The organism is Pseudoalteromonas sp. SG45-2, assembly GCF_014164115.1.
Classification (GTDB): Bacteria; Pseudomonadota; Gammaproteobacteria; order Enterobacterales; family Alteromonadaceae; genus Pseudoalteromonas; species Pseudoalteromonas distincta.
In genome coordinates this window covers 1-4,854 of the sequence record NZ_JACJEO010000047.1, presented here as the reverse complement: position 1 = coordinate 4,854, position 4,854 = coordinate 1, and the positions used below count along the sequence as shown (strand labels likewise).

Below are 4,854 nucleotides of genomic sequence, written 5' to 3'. Positions count from 1 at the left end.
ATTAATACTTCTGACTACTTACTTGCATTAAATCAACGTGCGGAAGGGCTTCATGCAGGAATACGTTTGGAAAATCAATTCAAGCTTGCAGAAATATCCTTCATTTTAAGTATGGGTCAGTTATCCAAATTTGAGATTTGAGCGCTTTGTTTTTTCAGTAGCGAAAAACGAAATCTTAAATTTATTAAAAATATAGGTTACAAAAATGAATACAGTAATTAGTAAAAAATTTTTAGCCGTAGTAATTAGCAGCCTGTTAGTTGGGTTTACTACAAATCATGATGCTTTTGCACAGTCGTCAGATGGAACTGGTTCTGTCACAAACGTTTCGAAACAAGAAGAAAAAGAACATCAAGATGAGCATGAACACGAAAAGGGACATGAAGAAGATAAAGGTGACCATGACGAGCACGGCCATGAAGGTGGTAATAAAGAGGGAGAAGAAGGACATGAAGAAGGTATCACTATTGATCCAAAGAAGATGTCGCTTGCTAACATTAAAGTGGAAAGTGTTAAGCCTGAATATCAATTTAGCTCCGTATATGCACCTGGCGAAATAAAAGCTAATGGCTATAAAAGTTATGTGGTATCACCACGTACAGAGTCAGTCATTATCAGTCGCCATGCAGCGCTTGGCGAGTATGTAGAAATAGGTCAGAAGTTAGTTACATTATTTAGTGAAGCAATGGCACAAGCACAAGCTGACTATTTAATCGCTTCAACCGAATGGCAACGTGTAAAAAAGCTGGGTAATAAGACGGTGAGTGAAAGTCGATTATTACAAGCTGAAACAACATACAATGCGAGCTATGGCAAGCTCATTGCTTTAGGGTTAACTGAAAAAGCAATAAATGGTATTTCTAACAAAGACATTAAAGCATTTGGGCAATATGCATTAACGGCGCACCGTGAAGGTGTCGTGCTTCAAGACGACTTTATCCAAGGGCAACGTGTTGATGCTGGGGATTCAGTCATGTTGTTAGCTGATGAAAAACAACTATGGGTTGAAGCAAAAGTTTCTCCAAATAAAAAGCTAAATTTATCAATTGATTCTCCTGCGGTACTTAAATTAGAAGGCCAGAGTTACAATGCCAAAGTTATCCAAGAAGCCCATACAATTGATCCCGTAACTCGTACAAGAATTATTAGATTGGGGGTACAGAATGCTGATGATAACCTTCATTCAGGTATGTTTGTAAAAGTTTACTTTCAGTTTGCCACAAAGCAGAAAGTGATGGCTGTGCCAGAAGAAGCATTGATCCGCAGCGCAGATGGTGATTGGACCGTATTTGTCGAAGACCACCCTGGAGAATTTAAAGCTGTAGAAGTAGAACTAGGCCGAGCCTTAGGTGATTTTAGGGAAATCATTGGCCTTGATAGTGGGACGCGAATTGTAACCAAAGGCGCATTTTTTGTTGCTTCTGAAATCGCTAAAGGCGGATTTGATCCGCATAACCACTAAGGAGCAAGACTATGTTTAATAAAATAATAGATTGGTCTGTTAATAATAGACTCCTGATTTTGATTGCGCTGTTTGCCACAATTGTCGGCGCAATTATGGTTATACCAAAACTAAATTTAGATGCCTTTCCTGATGTTACTAATGTTCAAGTTGCTGTAAATACTGAAGCGCCAGGACTAGCTGCTGAAGAAGTTGAACAACTCATTACGTACCCCATTGAAGCGGTCATGTATGCCTTACCTGATGTAGAACAAGTGCGCTCAATTTCTAAAACAGGCTTGTCTGGCGTCACGGTTGTTTTCAAAGAAGGCACCGACATTTACTTTGCAAGACAACTTGTATTTGAGCGTCTTCAAGCCGCAAAAGAACTGATACCAGAAGGTGTCGGCACACCCGAAATGGGGCCAAACACCTCAGGGCTAGGCCAAGTATTTCAGTACCTTCTTATTTCAGATAAAGATGCAGGCTATGATGCTATGGCACTCAGGAGTCTCAATGATTGGGTAGTAAAATTACTCGTTATGCCTGTCGATGGTGTTACTGATGTACTCTCCTTTGGAGGTATTGTTAGGCAGTACCAAGTAAATGTAGATCCATCTAAGCTTCTTTCTTATAACCTAACGCAAGAAGACGTTGTTGGTGCCCTAGATAACAACAATGCCAATGTTGGCGGATGGTATATGAACCGTGGGCAAGAGCAGCTTGTTATTAGAGGTGCAGGTTGGTTTGAAAGTGGTGACGCTGGTATTAGTAATATCAAACAAGTTCCCGTCAAAACAGTTGATGGGACAGTTGTGACGGTTTCGGATATTGCTAAAGTTGAAATGGGCAGTGAAATTCGTCAAGGTGCTGTCACAATGACGCGCAAAACCGAAGACGGTAAAGTCGAAAATTTAGGTGAAGTTGTCTCTGGCATTGTCTTAAAACGCATGGGGTCTAATACTAAAGCCACCATTGATGGTATCAATGCAAGAATCCCATTGATTAATCAAGCATTGCCTAAAGGTGTTCGCTTTGAACCATTTTATGATCAGGCTGATTTGATTGAAAAAGCCGTTGATACAGTAGTTGATGCACTATTACTAGCATTTATTTTCATCTGTATTGTATTAGCACTATTTTTAATGAATATACGTGCAACCTTCCTTGTCCTAATATCTATTCCAATTTCAATTGGTATCGCGTTAATGATCATGGCTTGGTGGGGCATTTCTGCAAACCTTATGTCATTGGGTGGCATTGCCGTAGCCATTGGTATGCTAGTTGATGGTTCAGTCGTGATGGTTGAAAACATGTTTAAGCATTTAAATAGACCAGACTCTACCCATTTAAAAACTGTAAAAGAAAGAGTGCCTAGTGCTGATACTGATCCACATGATGTAGAACAAGATGAGCATGGTATTAAGTTACGTCTTCAAAATGCGGGTAAAGAAGTGGCTCGTCCCGTATTTTTTGCAGCTTCTATTATTTTAGTCGTATTTACGCCTTTATTTAGCTTTGAAGGTGTTGAGGCAAAGTTATTTCAACCTATGGCAATAAGCATCATTTTAGCTGTTATATCTGCTATTGTGGTTGCGTTGTTTGTTGTACCCGCTTTAGCTACTTATTTATTTAAGTCAGGTGTAAAAGAGAGGGAAAGCTTTGTTCTTAGGCCATTAGACAAACTCTACAGAAAAGGGCTTACATTCGCACTAAAACGCACCAAATTAGTCATTTCAGCCGCACTTATATTAGTTTTCTCTGCCTTTGCATTAGTTCCATTAATTGGTACTGAATTTGTACCTGAGTTAGAAGAAGGGACGATAAACTTAAGAGCAACGCTTGCACCTTCTTCCAGTTTAGATACCGCGCTCACTGTGGCACCAATTCTAGAAGAAAAACTAATGGCTTTCCCTGAAGTAACCTATGCATTAAGCCGAATTGGTCGAGCAGAAATAGGTGGAGACCCAGAGCCTGTGAATAACATCGAAATTTACATAGGGTTGAAGCCTGTTTCTGAGTGGACCAGTGCATCTAATCGATATGAACTTCAAGGAAAAATGGAGAGATCTTTAGAAGAATTCCCTGGGTTGCTACTCAACTTTTCTCAACCTATTGCGACTCGTGTCGATGAGCTACTATCTGGTGTTAAGGCTCAGTTGGCGATAAAGTTGTTTGGGCCTGAACTTGAGGTACTGGCGGCTAAAGGTCAAGAAATAGAAACAGCAATTAAAAACATTGAAGGTGCAAGGGATGTTGCATTGGAGCAAATTGCTGGTGAAGCGCAATTGGTGATAAGTCCTAACAGGCAAGAACTATCGCGCTTTGGATTGTCTGTGAGTGACATAATGGAGGTTGTGCGTGATGGTATTGGTGGTGTTGAAGCCGGACAAATAATCAATGGTAATGAACGTTATGATATTTACGTTCGCATAGAGGAAGAGTACCGAAGTAACAAAGAAGCTATTGCTGATATTCGGCTTCAATCACCTACTGGTGCTTGGGTGCGGCTGGGTGACGTAGCCTCAGTCTCATTTGAGTCAGGCCCACCACAAGTTAGACGCGATGATGTACAACGAAGAGTCGTTATCCAAGCAAATGTACAAAATCGAGATATGGGAAGCGTGGTTGCCGATATCAGAACGGTAATTGCTGAAAAGGTTGACTTACCTTCAGGTTATTCTGTTTCGATTGGCGGCCAGTTCGAAAGTCAAAAACGTGCTCAAAATAGGTTAGCTATAGTTGTACCTTTATCGTTAGCACTAATCGCACTACTACTTTACTTTGCCTTTGGTTCTGTTGGTCAAGCTATGCTGATATTGGTCAACGTGCCGCTTGCTGTAATTGGCGGAGTTTTCTCCTTATATTTATCTGGACAATACTTGTCTGTACCAAGCTCCGTTGGCTTTATTACCTTATTTGGTGTAGCGGTATTGAATGGGGTCGTTATGGTAGAAAGTATCAACCAACGTATTAAAGACGGTCTAGAAGCATCTAAAGCCGTTTTTGAAGGCGCTACTTCAAGATTAAGACCTGTACTTATGACTGCTATAACATCAGCTTTAGGTTTGATACCGATGTTAATGTCTAATGGTGTTGGTGCAGAAATACAGCGCCCCTTAGCGAGTGTTATTGTTGGCGGCTTGGTAACTGCAACACTGTTAACATTATTTGTTTTACCTGTTTTATATCGCTGGTTTTCAGAGAAAAAAATAAAAGAGCTATCCAGATAAAATGACTGTGAACTCTAACCCCACGCTAAAGTCACGTTTAGCGTGGGGTTATTGAGTAGATGAACGAAAAGAAAGATTAGATTTAACAATAAACTAATAGTCATGACTGCTTTGTCGGAATATTTGTCGTTAAACAGGCCAAAGCTAACTTCCGCTTTCGTATCTTTGCAGTCTTAATCT

At 40.3% G+C, this 4,854-nt stretch carries 2 protein-coding genes and 1 pseudogene; all 3 read left to right on the top strand.

Annotation, left to right across the window (positions count from 1 at the left end; translation table 11 throughout):
* Window positions 1-141 (top strand): annotated as a pseudogene (locus H5116_RS20485) (TolC family protein); the annotation flags it as partial.
* A gap of 64 nt (window positions 142-205) precedes the next feature.
* Window positions 206-1,462, top strand: a complete 1,257-nt coding sequence (locus H5116_RS19940) for an efflux RND transporter periplasmic adaptor subunit (RefSeq protein WP_182716914.1) — start codon at window positions 206-208, stop codon at window positions 1,460-1,462.
* An 11-nt stretch (window positions 1,463-1,473) separates the two neighbouring features.
* Complete coding sequence (locus H5116_RS19935; RefSeq protein WP_004588883.1) at window positions 1,474-4,674, top strand: efflux RND transporter permease subunit; 3,201 nt, start codon at window positions 1,474-1,476, stop codon at window positions 4,672-4,674.
* The last annotated feature ends 180 nt before the right edge of the window (window positions 4,675-4,854 follow it).